At 70.8% G+C, this 16,194-nt stretch carries 16 protein-coding genes, 1 other RNA gene and 2 pseudogenes; 13 read left to right on the top strand and 6 right to left on the bottom strand.

The features are described 5' to 3' along the window. The first annotated feature begins 1 nt into the window (after window position 1). Window positions 2-1,071, top strand: a pseudogene (locus ABD143_RS22215) (histidine phosphatase family protein). 4 nt (window positions 1,072-1,075) lie between these two features. On the opposite strand, the gene ABD143_RS22220 reads toward ABD143_RS22215, so the two are convergent. After that, window positions 1,076-1,582 carry a GNAT family N-acetyltransferase gene (locus ABD143_RS22220; protein WP_343981625.1) on the bottom strand — a complete coding sequence of 169 codons (507 nt, stop codon included), beginning with the start codon at window positions 1,580-1,582 and terminating at the stop codon, window positions 1,076-1,078. A gap of 18 nt (window positions 1,583-1,600) precedes the next feature. On the opposite strand from ABD143_RS22220, the gene ABD143_RS22225 reads away from it, so the two are divergent. The 7 genes and pseudogenes from ABD143_RS22225 to ABD143_RS22250 all read left to right on the top strand — a co-directional run bounded on the left by ABD143_RS22225 (window position 1,601) and on the right by ABD143_RS22250 (window position 4,808). Then, window positions 1,601-2,245, top strand: coding sequence for a helix-turn-helix domain-containing protein (locus ABD143_RS22225; RefSeq protein WP_343981628.1), 645 nt, complete (start codon window positions 1,601-1,603; stop codon window positions 2,243-2,245). Between the two features lie 272 nt (window positions 2,246-2,517). Further along, complete coding sequence (locus ABD143_RS22230) at window positions 2,518-2,667, top strand: paraquat-inducible protein A (RefSeq protein ID WP_343981631.1); 150 nt, start codon at window positions 2,518-2,520, stop codon at window positions 2,665-2,667. An 80-nt stretch (window positions 2,668-2,747) separates the two neighbouring features. Next, window positions 2,748-3,320, top strand: a complete 573-nt coding sequence (locus ABD143_RS22235; protein WP_343981634.1) for an AMIN-like domain-containing (lipo)protein — start codon at window positions 2,748-2,750, stop codon at window positions 3,318-3,320. 48 nt (window positions 3,321-3,368) lie between these two features. Next, an RNA gene (gene rnpB, locus ABD143_RS22240) (RNase P RNA component class A) lies at window positions 3,369-3,790 on the top strand. Between the two features lie 274 nt (window positions 3,791-4,064). Continuing rightward, window positions 4,065-4,238, top strand: a pseudogene (locus ABD143_RS38295) (rhodanese-like domain-containing protein); the annotation flags it as partial. Between the two features lie 47 nt (window positions 4,239-4,285). Beyond that, window positions 4,286-4,498 (top strand): rhodanese-like domain-containing protein, encoded by a 213-nt coding sequence (locus tag ABD143_RS22245; RefSeq protein WP_343981637.1) that lies wholly within the window; start codon window positions 4,286-4,288, stop codon window positions 4,496-4,498. A 133-nt stretch (window positions 4,499-4,631) separates the two neighbouring features. Next, entirely contained in the window at window positions 4,632-4,808 is a 177-nt protein-coding gene (locus ABD143_RS22250) for a hypothetical protein (RefSeq protein ID WP_343981640.1), read from the top strand. 1,300 nt (window positions 4,809-6,108) lie between these two features. Here ABD143_RS22250 and ABD143_RS22255 read toward each other — a convergent pair. Then, the gene (locus ABD143_RS22255) at window positions 6,109-6,384 is read right to left on the bottom strand and encodes an integrase (RefSeq protein WP_343981643.1); all 276 of its coding nucleotides are present in this window, start codon (window positions 6,382-6,384) and stop codon (window positions 6,109-6,111) included. A gap of 427 nt (window positions 6,385-6,811) precedes the next feature. Here ABD143_RS22255 and ABD143_RS22260 point away from each other — a divergent pair, with 427 nt between their 5' ends. Further along, entirely contained in the window at window positions 6,812-7,432 is a 621-nt protein-coding gene (locus tag ABD143_RS22260; RefSeq protein ID WP_343981646.1) for a DUF4956 domain-containing protein, read from the top strand. Window positions 7,433-8,023: 591 nt separating this feature from the next. Here the strand turns inward: ABD143_RS22260 and ABD143_RS22265 are convergent. Together ABD143_RS22265 and ABD143_RS22275 are read right to left on the bottom strand one after the other, a co-directional pair. Then, window positions 8,024-8,731: a hypothetical protein gene (locus ABD143_RS22265; RefSeq protein WP_343981649.1), complete on the bottom strand. Its 708-nt coding sequence runs from the start codon at window positions 8,729-8,731 to the stop codon at window positions 8,024-8,026. A 286-nt stretch (window positions 8,732-9,017) separates the two neighbouring features. Further along, the gene (locus tag ABD143_RS22275; RefSeq protein WP_343981652.1) at window positions 9,018-10,862 is read right to left on the bottom strand and encodes a potassium channel family protein; all 1,845 of its coding nucleotides are present in this window, start codon (window positions 10,860-10,862) and stop codon (window positions 9,018-9,020) included. Window positions 10,863-11,293: 431 nt separating this feature from the next. On the opposite strand from ABD143_RS22275, the gene ABD143_RS22280 reads away from it, so the two are divergent. Beyond that, window positions 11,294-11,470, top strand: a complete 177-nt coding sequence (locus tag ABD143_RS22280) for a helix-turn-helix domain-containing protein (RefSeq protein ID WP_343982821.1) — start codon at window positions 11,294-11,296, stop codon at window positions 11,468-11,470. A 291-nt stretch (window positions 11,471-11,761) separates the two neighbouring features. Here the strand turns inward: ABD143_RS22280 and ABD143_RS22285 are convergent, their stop codons facing one another. Beyond that, window positions 11,762-12,163, bottom strand: coding sequence for a hypothetical protein (locus ABD143_RS22285; RefSeq protein WP_343981655.1), 402 nt, complete (start codon window positions 12,161-12,163; stop codon window positions 11,762-11,764). 26 nt (window positions 12,164-12,189) lie between these two features. Here ABD143_RS22285 and ABD143_RS22290 point away from each other — a divergent pair, with 26 nt between their 5' ends. Next, entirely contained in the window at window positions 12,190-12,405 is a 216-nt protein-coding gene (locus tag ABD143_RS22290; RefSeq protein WP_343981658.1) for a hypothetical protein, read from the top strand. 449 nt (window positions 12,406-12,854) lie between these two features. Here ABD143_RS22290 and ABD143_RS22295 read toward each other — a convergent pair whose 3' ends face one another. Next, a complete protein-coding gene (locus ABD143_RS22295) occupies window positions 12,855-13,565 on the bottom strand; it encodes a TetR/AcrR family transcriptional regulator (protein WP_343981661.1) in 711 nt (236 codons plus the stop codon). Here ABD143_RS22295 and ABD143_RS22300 point away from each other — a divergent pair. Both ABD143_RS22300 and ABD143_RS22305 read left to right on the top strand, forming a co-directional pair. Continuing rightward, window positions 13,515-14,165, top strand: a complete 651-nt coding sequence (locus ABD143_RS22300; RefSeq protein ID WP_343981665.1) for an SRPBCC family protein — start codon at window positions 13,515-13,517, stop codon at window positions 14,163-14,165. The two genes, ABD143_RS22295 and ABD143_RS22300, sit on opposite strands and share 51 nt — an antisense overlap. A gap of 381 nt (window positions 14,166-14,546) precedes the next feature. Further along, a complete protein-coding gene (locus tag ABD143_RS22305) occupies window positions 14,547-16,190 on the top strand; it encodes a PucR family transcriptional regulator (protein WP_343981668.1) in 1,644 nt (547 codons plus the stop codon). Window positions 16,191-16,194: the final 4 nt, after the last annotated feature.

Raw genomic sequence — 16,194 nt, forward strand, 5'->3', positions numbered from 1 at the left:
GGTGGTCGTCGAGGCAGACGGTGGGTCGCGGGGCAACCCCGGGCCGGCGGGTTACGGCGCCGTCGTGCTCGACCCGGCCACCGAGGAGGTGCTCGCCGAACGCGCCGAGGGCCTCGGCGTCACCACCAACAACGTGGCCGAGTACCAAGGGCTCATCGCCGGGCTGCGGGCCGCGATCGAGCTGGGCGCCACCGAGGTGGACGTGCGGATGGACTCCAAGCTCGTCGTAGAGCAGATGTCGGGGCGTTGGAAGGTGAAGCACCCGGCGATGCAGCCGCTGGCGCTGGAGGCGGGACGGCTCGTCCGGGAGATCGGGCCGGTGCGGTTCGAGTGGATCCCGCGGCTGCGCAACTCGCGCGCCGACGCGCTGGCCAACCGCGCGATGGACGCGCAAGCGGCCCGGTGACGACCGGCGCCCCCGCGTCGGCGAGCTGGACTGGGCAGGTCGGCGCGCCGACCCGGCTGCTGCTCCTGCGCCACGGCCAGACGCCGCTGTCGGTGGAGCGGCGCTACTCCGGCCACGGCGACCCGGAGCTCACGCCGCTGGGCCGCGCCCAGGCCGTCGGCGCCGCCGCCCGGCTGGCGGGGATGCCCGGCATCGCGGCCGTACTGACGTCGCCGCTGCTGCGGGCCCGCGAGACCGCGCAGGCCGTCGCCGAGGCGACCGGCGCCCCGCTCTCCGTCCGGGAAGGCCTGATCGAGACCGACTTCGGCGCGTGGGAGGGGCTGACCTTCGCCGAGGCGAAGGCGCGTGACCCGGAGCTGCACGCGGCCTGGCTGGGCTCGGAGGAGGTCGCCCCGCCGGGCGGGGAGAGCTTCGCGGCGGTCGGCAGGCGTGTGGAGGCGGAGCGAGCGGCCGTGGTGAGTGAGTACCCCGGCGCGACCGTTGTGCTGGTCAGCCACGTGACGCCGATCAAGATGCTGCTGCGCGATGCTCTGCAAGCCGGCCCCGGCGTGCTGTACCGGCTGCACCTGGACCTGGCGGCGCTGTCCATCGCGGACTTCTACCCGGACGGCGGCGCGAGCGTGCGCCTGGTGAACGACACCAGCCACCATCCGGCGGCGCTCTGAGGGCTCAGCCGGTGGCGGCCAGCTCGCGCTGCATGAGGATGGTGTCGACCCACCGGCCGTGCTTGTGGCCGACCCGGGACAGCCGCCCCACCACCGCGAAACCCGCGGCCTGGTGCAACCGCTCGGAAGCCGGGCTGCCGGAGTCGGCGATGACTGCGATCGCCTGCCGGGCTCCGGCGTCGGCGCAGCGGGCGAGAAGGTCGGCCAGCAGGCGTCGCCCGTAGCCGCGGCCGGTGTCGTCGGGGTGGAGGTAGATCGTCACCTCGACGGTGTGCCGGTACGCGGGCTTCGGCCGCCACGGCGCCGCGTAGCCGAACCCCCGAACCTCACCGTCGCGCACGAGCACGAGGAACGGCAGGCCTGCGGCGCGGACCGACCTGATCCGCTCCGCCCACGACTCGGCGGGCAGCGGGGTGGTCTCGAACGTGACCACACTGGTGGTGGCGTAGTGCGCGAAGATCGGGGCGACCTCCTCCGCGTCGGGGACAGAGGCTTCCTCTATAGAGCACACAATCACTACCATAGAGGAATGATCGACCCCGGGGAACTCGGTCGTCACCTCCACGCGCTCCGCACGGAGCGGGGGCTCGCGCTCAGCGCCGTCGCGCGCGAGGCCGGGGTGAGCGTCAGCATGCTGTCGGCGATTGAGCGCGGAGAGAAGACGCCGACCGTCGTGGTGCTCTCGCGGATCGCCGACGGCCTGCACCTGCCGCTCACCCACCTGATCAGCGCCGTCGGGGCCGACCGGGTGGTGATGCGACGGGCCGGCGAGCAGGACACGGTCGCCGAGCCCGGCGGATGGCAGCGGACCATCCTGACCCCGGTCGTGCCCGGCGTGAACTTCGAGTGGATCCGCACCACGCTGCCGCCGCACTGCGACGCCGGCGAGTACCCCGCCTACGCGCCCGGTTCCCACGAGTTCGTCACGGTGCTCTGCGGGACGCTGCACCTGACCCTGGCCGATACCGGCTACGACCTGGCGGCGGGCGACTCGATCTATTTCCCCGCCGACACCACGCACGCCTACGCCAACCGGGCCGACGCGCCGTGCACCTACTACGTGGCCGCCCTGATCATGCGGGCGCGCACGGCGCGCTCAGTTGGTCACCATCAGGTACGCGCCGACCGTGACGCCGAGGATCACCACGGACCAGCGCAGCACGGGCTCGGGTGACGTCCGGGCGATCCGCGCGCCGAGCGAGCACGGCCACGGCGAGCCAGTCCGCGGGGGCGCGCAACGCGAAGAACACGACGGTGACGGTCGCGATCACCAGCGACAGCAGCCTCTTGGCGCGTTGAGCCGCACGAGCCGTCGTGGGCGAAGAGCGACAGCGTCGCGATGAGGACCACGCCGAGCGCCCCGCCGAAGTAGCCCCCGTAGACGGCCGCGAGGAACACCCCTGATGGTGTCAGCCACTCCCACAACCTCGACGGCAGGATGGCGGGATGTCCGACAACGCCGACGGCGGCGACCCGGTGTGCTGGCTCGTCGGGCTGTGCCCCGAGTGCGGGGCGATGCCGGCGGGCGACCCGGCGGGCGACACTTGCTGCTGGCGCTGCGGCGCTGACCTGCATCCTCGCGACCGCGACGTGTGAGCGCCGTCGCAACCTGAGAGCTTCCCGGACGTCCTCAGGTTATGCGCCTTGAAAAAGGCGCGCCCCCTGAGGAGGCCGCCGTGTCCAGCACCGCGCGTCGTGCTCTGACCGTCCTGCTCGCGCTCGCCGGCGTCGCCCTTCCGGTGACGGCGATCTTCGTGCCTGCCGTGCTCCCGGCTGCCGCGCCGGTGTGCTCGATATCGTGGGGGAGCGCACCTGAGGACGTGCGGGTGCTTGGGCGCGCGCCGGTCACCGCCGTTGGGACGGGATCGGACCGCTGCTGGGACCGGGTGGTGTTCACCCTTCCCGGACCGGCGGCCGGCTACAGCGTCGCGTACGTGGACACGGTCGAGCAGGACGGCTCCGGCGATGTCCTCCCGGTGCCCGGCGGCGCGAAGCTGCGGGTGCAGCTGCACCACCCGGCATACGACGATGGCGGCAACGCCACCCTCACGCCGCCGGTCAGCCCCGGGCGCCCGCTGGCCGACGTCAGTGGCTTCCGAACCCTGCGTTCGGTGATCTATGGCGGCAGCTTCGAGGGCGGCACGACGATCGGCGTCGGCACTCGCACCCGCCTCCCGTTCCGGGTGTTCACGCTGGAGGGCCCGGGTTCCGGTTCGCGGATCGTCATCGACGTGGCGCACCACTGGTGACCGCGTCCGGATCACCAGCGTGGGCGGCCGGTAGGCTGGTGGCGCGGACGAGCTGGCCGGGCGACCGCGTCGGCGGTCCTTACCGGAAGAGGGGACGGACCGCTGCCGAGGAAAGTCCGGACTCCGTAGGGCAGGGTGGTTGTCAACGGCAACCCGGGGCGACCCGCGGGAAAGTGCCACAGAGAACAGACCGCCTCGCGCGCGAGTGCGAGGTAAGGGTGAAACGGTGGTGTAAGAGACCACCAGCATCCCGGGTGACCGGGGTGGCTTGGTAAACCCCACCCGGAGCAAGGTCAAGAGGTTCCCGTCCCCTGGGGCGGGAGCTGCGCAGGCGTTCGAGGGCGGCCCGTCCGAGCCTGCGGGTAGACCGCTCGAGCCTGCCGGTGACGGCAGGCCTAGATGGATGGTCGCCGAACGGTGCGCCGCAAGGCGCCCGGGAACAGGATCCGGCTTACAGGCCAGCTCGTCCGCCCCAGGCATCTGACCTGGGGAAACGTCCTTCAAGATCCGTGGCTTCGCACAAAATTCGCACACGAGGTGCGTAGTCGGACTCGGTTATGATCAACAGTCACGCCGCTGAGGTTCGGTTGGCGGTCACGCAGCGTGACATCGTCCGGGGCTCGGCGCGGGCCGTGCCCGGTCACTGTGCGCCCGGGGTAATTTGCCTACGACGCCCGGCGCAACCGCGAGCTGCATCCCCTGTTGGACGAGCACGCGGCTTCCCCGCTGCTGGATTTGGAGGAGGTGCTGGCTCGACGCGCCGCTGGCGCTGTGTTGGTCGATCCGCGCGAGTCGGCGGAGTTCGGCGCCGGTCACCTGCGCGGGGCGGTGAACATCGGGCTGCAGGGGCGTTTCGCCGAGTGGGCGGGCGATGTTGTCTCGCCGGATCGCGACGTCGTGCTGGTGGGCGAGCCCGACCTCGCTGCGGAGGCCACGGTCCGGCTGGGCCGGTCGGCTTCGACGCGGTGGTCGGGCAGCTGGCCGACCTGCCCGCGGCGCTGGCCGCCCGCCCGCTGGCCGAGGCCAGCTCCCGGCTCACGATCGAGCAGCTCGCGGAGCTGCGCGGGCTGGAATCCGATTTGCAGCTCATCGACGTCCGGAACCCGGGCACCCACAGGCTCATGCCGGCGCCGCCACCCGCTTGGCCCGACGCCCCGCGTCCGCCGACCGCGATCTGACCACCGTTCGGCCGCTGCGGCCGACTCCCGGTGGCCGGCTGCTGTCCGGCGTAGCCGCGCTGGACGGTGCCGTGCTGGACGGCGCCATGATGGACGGTGCGGCAGCGCCCGGCGCGGCGGCGGGCGGTACGGGATGAGCCAGCACAGCCTCCGCCCGCTCGACCCGGCGATCGGGATGGTGCTCGTCGGGTGGGATCCCGGCCTGCAGACCTACTACGCCCGGCCCGTTCCGGGCGACGACGCACCGCCCGGCACGCCGGCGCTGTGGACGGCACCGACCGGCACGAGATCCTCGACCCGGCGGCCGTGATCGCGGTCGTCGCCGACTACGACGTGGTGCCCGACGATCTCGGAGCCATCCAGCCCGTGCCGGCAGAAGCAAGCCGAGCAGGGCCGGCCTGAGCCGCCGGTAACAGGAACGCGCGAGCCGCCCGGCTGCGCCCCCGACCGGGCCGCGCTGTGCCGAAACGGCGCCAGCGCGTCTTGCCTAGGCCGATCCTTCAGGCCGCCACCCGGAACCGACGACGGATACCCCAGCGGATCGGAAGCCCCGTCGCCGGGGGACCACTCCCCCTCCACGCCGAACTCCTGCACGAGCGCGAGGCGCGGACCGCCCCACCGCTTGTCGCCACACCGCGCGGGCGACTTCGTCCGGCCACCGAAGCCCATGGGCTGCCCAGCCCAACTGCAACGACACCTCACCACGGTTCTGCCACGTTCGCGTGTGGGTCCGCACACGCCGGGTACGAGACGACTAGCCCACCCGCCCTCCGGCAACGCGGACATGCGTCGCCGCGGCACCCGGGCGGCCACCACCGCGCGGTCGTCGATGCACAGATCGTCACCGACAGCTCCACCGACCGCGTCGATTTCGACCGAGTTCAGCTCGGTACAGGAGCCAGGAGGAACGTCATGGGAATAATCGGCTACGCGATCGCGGCCGGGATCGGCTACTACGCGGGTCAACCTGAGGGACGCCGACAGCTGACGACGTTGCGACGGCAGGCGGCCGAGCTCGCTCGCAGCCCCGAGGTGAGACGGCTGCGCGAACGCGGGTGGGACCTGGTCGGTGACGGCGCGCTCGCTACCAGGAACTTGGCCGCGAAGACCCGGTCCAAGGCAAGCCCAGCGGGCGGGGCTCCGGACGTCGAACCTCGCCCGAACACGGGCTCAGTATGGAAGGCATCCCCGAGAACGCGCGGATAGCACCGCCGGCCGACCACCCGCGAGTCGCTGCAGAAGTGAGCGCGAGTCGCCGGAAAAGAGCGCGCGCGCGAATCGCGGGGGTCGGCGTCGGGCGGTTCGGTCGCCTCGGGGAGCCGCATCCGGGGCCGGGGCCGGGCTCCTGACCCCGGGGACACGATCCCCCTAAACATCTAGAGTGGACCGTCTGGCGATCATCATGGCTCCGAAAGTCTGCCGTGTGGGTGCCGAGAACACCGACCTGCTGCGACAGGACGGCGGTCGAGGTCTCTCACCCCCACTCGAACAATCAGCGCCTCACGGCGCACGCGTCGGTAGCCCCACGTTGGGTTCTCTCGCGCCATCCGCAGCACCACGGTTCGGACGTTCTGCTGGACCGGTGGCCGTCTTGGTCGTCGCGGATAGGTTCATCGTCGTGGAACGAGGTGGGAGTGCCAGCGCAGCAGGGTTCGGGGTGAGACAAGCCGGAGCCGGCGCAACTGGGCGGGCAGCAGCCTGCTCAATGCGCTGAGCAGGGCACGGTCGGTCCAGGAGAGCTTCGGCGCCGCGCTCTGCCGGCGGAGGACCGCGATCTCGTGGCGGAGTACGAGGATCTCGACGTCCTTGGTGGCGTCTGATCGGGTGACCAGCACGAACAAGCCGAGCACGCGCACCAGCATCAGGTAGATCAGACGGAACGCCATGACAGCCGATCATGCTCACTCGCTCGCCTGCGGACCGCGCGGCGTCCGGAACGGGCGGCGGAAGCCGAGGTGAGAGGCGGTGACATGGTTTTTCGGCACCCACAGGCTGGGAGACCGCCACAGCCGCCTTCGCCGAGTGGGAACACCACCTCGACCGCGTGCTGCCTGAACTCGCCGTCAATGACGGGCCCACGCTTTTCAAACGGGGGAGAGAAGGTGTACATGTCACAGGAGCACCTTTGACACGGTACTCCGACACATGAAGCAGAACACTAAGACGGTCGGTCGAGGGTCGAATGATCCAGCTGGCAAGGGCTGCCGGATGCGTACGCGCAGGGCATCACGCCAGGCCAGGGAGATGGCGCGGAGCAGCCCCTCAGATCTCCGGTTCTACAGCGGGTGAAGGACCCTACCTCGGGAGTCGACAATGCAGGACCTACTGAACAGATACGGCGGCATCGGGACGTCCCTCGTTATCGACCTGGTGGCCCTCTTCCTGATGACCTACGTCCTGTACTTCCGCCGCCATTGGCGCACGGACCTGCTCCTGTCCTACGTCGCACTGAACATCGGCGTCTTCGTGACGATGTCGGTGCTCACCCAGGTGCGGGTAGAGCTCGCGGTGGGCTTCGGCCTGTTCGCGATCCTCTCGATCATTCGGCTGCAGGCGGGCCGCGTGAGCCAGCAGGAGGTGGGGTACTACTTCCTCGCGCTGGTTCTGGGTCTGCTCAACGGTTTGGGTTTGGAGGACCGCGGGTTGGTCGTGGCGATGAACGTCGTGTTGTTGCTGGTCGTGCTCGGCGTCGACTGCAAGCCGCTGCGCGATCGCTCCAGGCGCATGGACGTTCACCTCGACGGGGTGTACACGAACGAGGCGGCGCTGGTAGCCGAGCTCGAGCGCAAGCTCGGTGGGCGAGTGGCCTACCAGGAGATCACCGAGATCGACCTGATCGAAGGCCACATGATCATCGACGTGCGGCTGCAGCCGGGGCATGGCGTCATCCAGCCGCCACTGCAGAAGACGAATGAGGTCCGGGAGGGTGTGTGACCCGTCGGGTCGAGGAGCACGGCGGGTGGTGCTGCGGCCGGTCGTCGCACTAGTCGCGCTGGCCATGTCGGCTGCGGTGGTCGGCTGCGCCGGTGGCCCCCCCGCCGTCGCCGCCGGCCGAGTCGGCCGGCGGTGTCCCTGGCACCCGTGTGATGGTCATCCCGCACGGTGAGAAACCGGATGGCTCCCACCCGGGCGTCGACGCGCAGGGCAACAAGGACGACAGCTCGTTGACCGAGACCGGCTGGGAGCGGGCGAACCCACTGGCCGATCTGTTCGACCCGGTGGGACCTGCACGCGCGGGTCGCGGGCGTCGCCGACCACCGCGCCGACGACGACGCGCACGCGCTGCGCATCCTCCACTCCGCCTCGCCACGCTGGCCCCCGCGCGCCGCGGCCGTGGGAGGTGCGCCCACCGAGGAGGCCGCCGTCGACCCGGCCGAGCTCTACGGTGCGGTCGTCTCACTTGAGCAGCTTCTGCACCGCGCGGAGCGGGCAGCGCGCCGTCGAGAACGATCTCGGTGCCGGCGAACATGGTGAGGTAGGCGCCGGTGTGTAGGACGTTGTGCACTGCTCATCTGGTGTCGGTGGTCAGGTCTCGGCCAAGGTCGGGCGGGCAGCGATGGGGTAGGGCAGGTCGCCGGGCAGCAGGAGTTGCGGGATTTGGGCGAAGCGCCACCCGTGGCCGTCGGGGGTGAAGGTCCAGATGAGGTCGAAGCGGTCGGGCGGCCAGTAATCGGGTGGGCTTGGGTGCACCTCGCCCAGGTGGTGGCCGATCCTGTGGAGGGATTCGTGGTGCCAGGCGATAAGGGTGACGCCGGGGCGGGTGCTGATCTCTTTTGCGAGGTGGGCCTCGTCACCGACGGCATAGCGTTTGACGACCTCCAGGCCGAGGCGGGCCGCCAGCGGGCCGACGGTCTGTATTGAGCGTTTGCTGTGACCGCCGGCGTGCGCAGAGGCGTAGATGGTGTCGGGCTTTCTCAGCTCCGCGGGTGAGTCGCCGCGGGAGGGGACGAACAACTCGACAAGCGCACCTGCGCGGATCCAGCCGGTGACGGTGAGGCTGTGCGGGTCCTCCTGGCCGTCAGGGTTGACGCCGTGCGGGCTACTGGAGGGGTGCAGAGGTTTCTCTGCATGCCGTATCAGGATGATCATATCGGTGTCCGTGGGCTGGGCGCCCGACGGTGGGTTCGTCGAGCAGCAAACCCGGGAGTGTACCAGCAGGGCCCGGGCGATCCCGACCCGTTGGCACTGCCCGTCGGACAGTCCGATTTCACCAGCCGCGATCTCGGCATCCACAACCTCGACGACGGAGCCCTTCCGTACCGGGACAGCTGGATGCAGGACGCGGGCACCCCCCGCGAGCAGGTGCGCTACATGGAGTACCCCGGGTGGGCATCCACCTGGTTCGACTGCGAGGTCTACAAGCAGCGCAACGTTGTCGAACGCGCCATCAACAAGCTCAGCCCACCGGGCGGTGGCCACCCGCTACGACAAACGCGACTACACGTTCCGCGGAACCATCGACGCCGCCTCGATCAGGATCTGGCTCCACGACCCCGTCCCATGATCCGCGGGACAGGCTCTAGTCGCGACGCAAGACCTCCAGCAGCTCCTCGTACGGCCCGACGAGGTACGCCTCGTCTCCCGCCGCGAACCGGGTGCCGCTGCGCGGCGGGTTCTCGATCTCCCCGGTGCGGGCGCGGCGGATCGCGATCACGCGGGTGCGGGCCGACAGCGCCTGCATCGCAATCCCGTCCAGGCCCCCGCCGGGGGCAACGGTCAGGCGGCCCACGAGGAAGGCGTCTTGGCCGACGTGGAAGGTGCCGAGCACACCGAGGCCCAGCGCGGCGCCGACGAACCACGGCGCCACCAGCGCCTCCGTCGAGCGCACGTAGCGGAAGCCGAAACCTTCGTGGACCGCCGCGCCGAGCTCGCGGTCGAACACCCGCAGCACCACCGGGACGTCCGGCCAACGGTCGCCGAGCTGGTCGCGCACCGTCAGCCCGGTCTCGATGTTGACCAGGTCGTTGCTCGTGAGCACGGCAACGGCGACCGCGGCGCCGAGGTTGAGGTCGGCGAGCACGGCGGCGTCGGTGGCGTGGCCGATCACGACGGGCACGCCCCGGGCGCGGACCTGGCCGAGGTGGCGGTTGTCCGGGTCGCGCTCGACGACGACCACGCGGTTGCCGTCGTCCAGCAGGTTGTGGACGACCCGCAGCCCGATCGACCCCAGCCCGACGACGATGACGTGGCCCTGGGTCGTCTCGGCCCGATGATGCCCGAACGACCGGGTCAGTCGGGTGCTCACCAGCAGGTCGGTGAACAGCGCGAACAGGCAGGCGACCAGCCCGACCCCGCAGAACATCATCGCGATGGCGAACGCGCGCAGCCACGTCGCCTGCTGGGCGAAGGAGAAGTCGCCGTACCCGACGGTGGCGATCGTCTCCACGGTGAAGTACAGGGCGTCGAGCACGGTCATGTGCGAGCCGTCGGCCTTGACGTACCCGAGCCGCAGCACGACGATCGACAGCACGACCAGGCCCAGCAGCGTCAGCAGCGTCGTCCGCAGCGGGCGGTCGGCCTCGGCGCGCAGCGAGCGCAGCAGCGTGCGGAGGTTGGGGGTCCCGCCGTACTGCTCCAGCTCGACGGCGCGGGCTGCACCGGCCGAGCGGGCGCCGGCGGCGTGCCGGGCCCGCTCGTCCGGCTCGGGCGGAAGGTCGGGGACGTGCCGGGCCGCGAACTCCGCGGGTGTGCCGATGGCCGTCACCCGGTCACCGGGCCGCACGGCGGTGTCGCGACCCGGCGACACGATCGTCGCCGTCCCGTCCCGGGACACCGCGATCGGCGCCAGCTCGCCGAAGAGCTCGCGCAGTGTCGCGGGCCGGTCGACGATCAGGTCCGTGGCGAGAAAGGTCTGCCCGGCCAGCACCATCCGGCGGGGACGGGTGCCCCGGCAGGCCTCGACGACCGCGGGTGCGGCGAGGGCGGCGACGTCGAGGACGCTGTCCTCCCCGGCGGCCTCGGCCAGCGCGCGACCCACGGCCGAGTTGCCCATGCGGACGACCAGCCGCACGTCCGGCCGGACCCGCCGGACGAGCAGGGCGGTCTCCATGCTGCGCAGGTCGTCGTCGAGGACACAGATCACCGCGGCGGCGGTGTCGAGCCGCGCGGCCGCGAGCGCCTCCCGCGTGCGGCCGGTCACCTGCGGCACACCCCAGCGCGTGAGGAGGGCGTCCGCGACGGGATCGGCGTCGTCGGGGCCGGCGGCGACCGCGACGGTGTCGACGCCGACGGCGTGCAGGTGCTCGACGGTGCGCAGCCCGACGCCGCGCACGCCGTAGACGATCACGTGTCCGGAGGGTGTGGGGTCGTCGCGTCCGGCGGCGGTGTCGGCCGGCGCAGGGGTGACCCCGTCGATGGCGGTCATGCGGGCATTGTCCTCGGCCGGCCCCCGATGTACCGAAGGTGGCTTTCGGTACGTTCGCCGCACCGAAAGCCACCTTCCGTAGCCCGCCGCGCGCAGCTTCTCGATCGTCGGGGCGAAGAGGTCGTCGGCGTGCGGGTAGGGGGTTTGCGGTGCTGCCACGAATTCACACGCGTAGAAAGCGGTGCGGATCTGCGGGGTTGTCGTCATCGACCAGGACGACGCGGTCGGTCCAGCGAGTCCGCAGCTCGTGCGGCGTACAGCCCTCGAGATGTTCAACGCGATGGGCCTCCGCTGCTTCGCCCAGCGGGCCGGCCTAGAGCTGGTGCCACCGGTGAGCATGCCCGTAAGCGTGAGGTCGGGACCCCGGAGAGGCTCACCTCCAGGAGGCGCAGATCGCCGCGCTGACGAGCCGCGGACACGCGAACCGGGAGATCGCCGCTCAGCTGTTCGTCAGCCCGAGCACCGTGGAATACCACCTGCGCAAGGTGTTCCGGAAGCTCGGGGTGAGCTCCTGCACCCAGCTCGCCCACCGCGTCGTCAACGAGGGCATCGGCGCCCTCCACCCGCTCCCCGACGCCGATCATCCGCTCCCCGGCGGACACCGCTGACCCCAGCCTGGCTCCGCGCGTCATCGCCAGCCGAAGACGCCCTGGGCGCGGCCAGCGGTCGTGCGAGGGGACATCACGTGGAGTGGTGGACTACGGATTTCGGGGATTCGATGTCGTCGGCCGCGCCCTAGCGTCGTTGGCACCGGGCCGTGCCGAGCGGCTGCCACGACACCTCTCGTGACCAACGCGGGGGCACACGGCGCGTACGGATTAAGGGGTGCTTGACGCCGGGCTGGCGCGGTGGGTCGGCGACGCGCTCGAGGCTTCTCCTCACAACCACAGGCTCACTCCTCACACGGAGGCTCGAGCCTGCTCGTCACACACGAGAGGAAGATCGAGATGGATGAGAACGTCGTGGTCGTCGCTTTCGCCGACCAGAGCAAGGCCTACCAGGCGCTGAGCCAGCTGCGGCAGGCGGGCGATGCGGGACGGGTGGAGGTCCGGGCGGCCGCGTTGCTGGAGCGGGGACCCGACGGCGCGGTGCGTCGGCCCGAAGGAGATGACGTCGCCTCCGGCGTCGCAGTCGCGGGCGGCAGCCTGATCGGCATGCTGATCGGGGTGCTCGGCGGGCCGCTGGGCATGTTGCTGGGCGGCTACACCGGCATGCTCGCCGGCGGCGTCGGAGCGGCGACCCGCGCGGAGGATCAAGACGTTGCGCTGGACGCGATCAGCAAGCAGATCGAGCCCGGACACACGGTCCTCGTCGCCGAGGCGGCGAGGTGGCCATCGAGGTCATCGACGACGCCATGTCCCCGCTGGGTGGCACGGTCACCCGCCGCTCCGCAGCGGATGTCTATGCCGAGATCCAGGCGGCCGAGGCCGCCCAGGATGCTGCCGACGCCGAGGCCCGGCGGGTGCTGCGCGAGCAGCGCCGGGCCGAGCACAAGGACAAGTGGGAGCAGTTCAAGAACAAGGTCAAGTCGGCGGCGACGTGACGCGGTCAAGGCGGTGGCGGTGACCCTCGCGCGGGGAAGCATATCCGCCTGCGGCATGTACGGCGGCGGCCGCGGCTGCTCGGTGCAGCCATCTTGCGATCGTCATCCGGTGGTCTCTGTGTTGCCCTTATGCAATAGCCGCTCGGTTTCCGCTCGGGCCCCGTGTCGGCCGCGAGGCATCTGTGCTCGACGGGCCCGAGCACTCCAGGGTCACCAGCATGCCCAGGGCTACCTCGACCACAACCGGAGCCTCCAGATCACCCACTCTGACGACCTGTCGACGTTCTTGCGAGGGTCGACCCGGGCCCGGCCAATGCGGTCACGAGCACAGCACCGATCCGGCGCGCGAGCAGAATGCCGATCGCTTTCCGCCGTCCGCGCTGGTTGCGTTCCCGCTGGCTGTCGGCGGTATTCACCGCGAGAGCGTCGGGACCCAGTCCTGGATGAATTTATGTCTGGTGCTGGTTCGATGGCCTCCAGTCCGGTTGTTTGTTCGGTGAGAAGTAGGCGGCGAACATGTCCAGGGCGGGTTCGACGAGCGGGCTGTATCGGCCTTCGTCGAAGCCTGAGTGTCGGTCGTTGCCGAGCTGGAGTGACGCGATGCCGGCGGCGAGCGCGATGAAGAGGGCGAGGCCTTGCTCCGTCGCCGCGGCTGGGTGTAGTTCGCTGCGCTGCACTGCGGCTGCGACGGCAGCCGTGGTGAGCTTCTGCACCTCCAGGCTTGGCTGATAGGCCTGCCCGGAGGGTTCGAATCCGGGGATCGCCGGGAAGAACATCAACTGCGCGAATGCGGGATGCTCGACCGAGTACCGCACCGTGCCGACGGCGATCGCCCGCAGGGCGGCCAGCCCCGGTGGGTTCGCGGCGATCGCGCTGCGCACGAGGTCCAGGTGCTGCGCCATGCCTCGCTCGAACAGCGCGTCGTAGACCGCCAGCCTCGAGTCGAAGTACTGGTAGAGGGAGGGCTGGCGTAGGCCGACCCGCCGGGCCACCTCGGACAGGTTCAGTGCTGCGACACCCTGCTCGGTCACGACGTCGAGTGCAGCGTCGAGGATTTCCTCGCGGGTCTGCCGCCGGCGCCGCTCGCGTGGCCCGTCAAGTGGCGGGCGGTGCTGTCCTTCTGGGCCGGCGGTCGCTGGTCCGCGTTCGATGTCAGGCATGAATACACCATAGACAAGCCTATGGAATATAGGTCATCCTATGGCCTATTGGGATCCGGCTGCGGACAAGGTCACCCTGGGAGGGAAGCGATGCAGCGGTTGAGTCGTGACGAGGTGCGCCGGCATGTCGCTGCCGACCCGCAGCTGCTCTACGCCCTGGTGTCCGACGTCACGCGGACACCCGACTGGAGCCCGGAAGTGATCGAGTGTCGGTGGCTCGACGGCGCATCAGGCGCGGCGGTGGGGGCCCGCTTCGTCGCCCGCAACAAGCGGCGCTGGTTCACGTGGTCGAACACGCCGGTTGTCGAGACCGCGGATCCGGGACGGGAGTTCGCGATCCGCCGGACCGAACGTGGCGGTGGCAGCATTCGGTGGCGATACCGGTTCGAACCCGACCAGGACGGCACCATGGTGGTGGAGTCCTACGAGGTCGTACGGCCGGTACCGCGAGGCCTGCATGTGATGTTGCGAGTGCTGTTCGGCGTCCGCGACCTGCAGGCCGACCTCCGCTCGAACATGCGGTCAAGCCTTGAGCTGATTGCGCGGTTTGCCGAGGACACAGCTGATCATCGTCGTTCCACTACCGAGGATGAGGCGTAGCCGCCCGTCGGGCCTTGTCTCGGTGATGCGGGCCGCGAAGACTTGGCGGGGCTCAGTTCTTGTCGCGCTGACGTGATCCGGGCTCCATCGCATGTCATGGCGGGGCGCGATGGAGCCCGATCAACCCCCGACGCTGTACGACCGCCTCGGCAAGGTCTACAACATCGCAACGGTGATGGACGACTTCATCGACGGATCATGACCGACCCCCGGCTGAACAAGAACCCGGCTGCGGCCGTCCAGGCCCGCGTTCATCGTCGCGAAGTCAAGCAGGTCCTGCCTCGCCCACCGCGGCGCGGGAGCCGGGATTGCCGGTGCCGTCGAGCACCGTCCCGCCGCTGAGGATGAGGTCCAGCATCTGCCCCTGGCATGATTCGGTTCGTGACGCCGCAAGCGGCACCTGCCGGCCAGGAAGCGGGCTGGGTGCAGCCGGTACAGGCCGGCGGGATGACGATCAGCCACGTCCTGGCCCGGGTCGGTCCGGGCCTGATCCGGCCGCTGACCACCTCGGCCGGCTCGCTGGCCCGCGTCGTCACCGGTGTCTGCATCTACGACGACGTCATCGAAGCCGATTCCCGGCCCGGCGAGCTGCTGCTGGCGGTGGGCGTGGAGCCGACCCCGGAAGCGGTGGCCCTGGTCGTCGAGTACGCGGCCGGCCGCGATCTCCCGGGCGTCGTCCTGCGCGGCGCGCGCGGTCTTGACCCGGCTCTCGCGATGCGCGCCGACGGGTGGGATGTGGCGCTGCTCGCTGCTCCGGCGACCCCGTGGGTACACCTGGCGACCATCCTGCGCGCCGCGGTGGTCAGCGGTGGGCCGGCGTCCTCCGCCCGCCCCGACGGGCCGGTCCTGGGCGACCTCTTCGCCTTCGCGACCGACGTCGCCGTCCGAGTGGGCGGCGCGGTGACCATCGAGGACCCGAGCTACCGGGTGCTGGCGTACTCCAGCATCCACGGCGAGGTCGACGAACCCCGCAAGCAGACGATCCTCGGCCGGGCGGTGCCCCGTTCGTTCGTGAGCCTGCTGCAGAAGCGCGGCGTGCTGCAGGCCTTGCGGTCCACCGACGACGTTGTCAAGACCGAACCGGTCCCCGAGCTGGGCCTGGGACCGCGGTGGACCGTGGGCATCCGAGCGGCGGGGGAGTTCCTCGGTTCGCTCTGGGTGGCCGAATCCGGCGGCCCGCTCAGCGAGGACTGCGTAGCAATACTCCAGGAGGCAGCGGGCACGGCCGCCCTCCACCTGCTGTACCACCGTCTGGAACTGCAGGCCGACCAGTCGCGGACCCAGGACGTGGGTCGGGAGCTGCTCGCCGGGGGCACGCCCGCGGACCTGCTGGCGACCAGTGCCGGGCTCCGCCTGCAGGACACCCACTGGGTGATCGTGCTGGAGGCGCAGGAGGCGGTGCCCGCCCGCGTCCGTCTCGCCCGTGCCGTCACGACCTACTGCGCCACCCTCGGCCGCCGGGTGGTGGTCGTGGAGGAGGGGCCCCGGGTGTACGTCATCGTCTCCGCCCCGGGTCCCGGTACCCCCGACGTGTCCACCGCTCTGCGCATCGCGGCGGACGCCGCCCGGCACGCAGCGCGGGCGACCGGGCTGCAAGTGCTGGCCTCCGTCGGATGCCTGGCTGCCACCCCTCGGGACATCGTCGTGTCCCGGCGGCAGGCCGACAGCGCGTTGCGCGTCCTCAGACACGGCATGGTCGAGAGGCACGTGGTCGCCCATGCCGACGTGCGCAGCCAGGTCACCCTGCTCGACCTGGTGGATCTGGTGCGCGAGCGGGTCGAACTGCGTGAAGGAAAGGTCCAGGCCCTCGTCGAGGCGGACGGTGGCGGCGACCTGGTCGCGACCCTATCGGCCTACCTCGACTGCCTGGGTGATGTCCGCGTCGCCGCCGCGCGCCTCGGCGTCCACCCGAACACGTTCCGGTACCGGCTGCGCCGCCTGCAGGAGCGGGTGGGCCTGGACCTGTCCGACCCGTCCGAGCGGATCGTCGCGGCGATCCAGCTCCGGGCATTGCCACCGCGCTGACCAC

Origin of the sequence: Pseudonocardia aurantiaca (assembly GCF_039526725.1) — a bacterium.
GTDB lineage: Bacteria > Actinomycetota > Actinomycetes > Mycobacteriales > Pseudonocardiaceae > Pseudonocardia > Pseudonocardia aurantiaca.